1 pseudogene is annotated in these 419 nt (G+C 65.4%); it reads right to left on the reverse strand.

The features are described 5' to 3' along the window. Nucleotides 1–55: 55 nt before the first annotated feature. Nucleotides 56–419: pseudogene (locus tag E0L35_RS25735) on the reverse strand (ATPase); the annotation flags it as partial.

Here is a 419-nt window from a genome sequence, read left to right on the forward strand (position 1 = left end):
GAAGAAAGGTGCGCCGCTCCCGAAGGAACGACGCACCGAAGGCAGCGCGGCGCGATCAGCTCGCCGCCGGCGCCGTCATCGACTGCAACTGTTCGATCACGCCAGGCTCAACGAATACGCAAGCCTGCTTGTCTTCGATCGGCACGTTGAACATCTGCGCGAACACCGTGCGCCGTAGATGGGCCAGTCGGCCCGTCCGGTACGCCTGGTCGGGTTTCATGTGCCCGCGGCCTGCGCGCCGCTGCGCTGCGGATCGCATTCGACCAGTGCAACAAAGCCATCGTCGGACAGCTTCTGATGCTCGGGGCACAGGCCCCAGCCGGTTGCCGTATGGCGCTCCATGCTCGCGCGCAGGCGCTTGTCCAGCAGGATGGCGCCGGTATCGAACGCCGTGCCGCAAACGAGGCAAACATGCTGTT

Origin of the sequence: Halomonas sp. ATBC28 (assembly GCF_005937175.1) — a bacterium.
Taxonomy (GTDB): domain Bacteria; phylum Pseudomonadota; class Gammaproteobacteria; order Pseudomonadales; family Halomonadaceae; genus Vreelandella; species Vreelandella titanicae.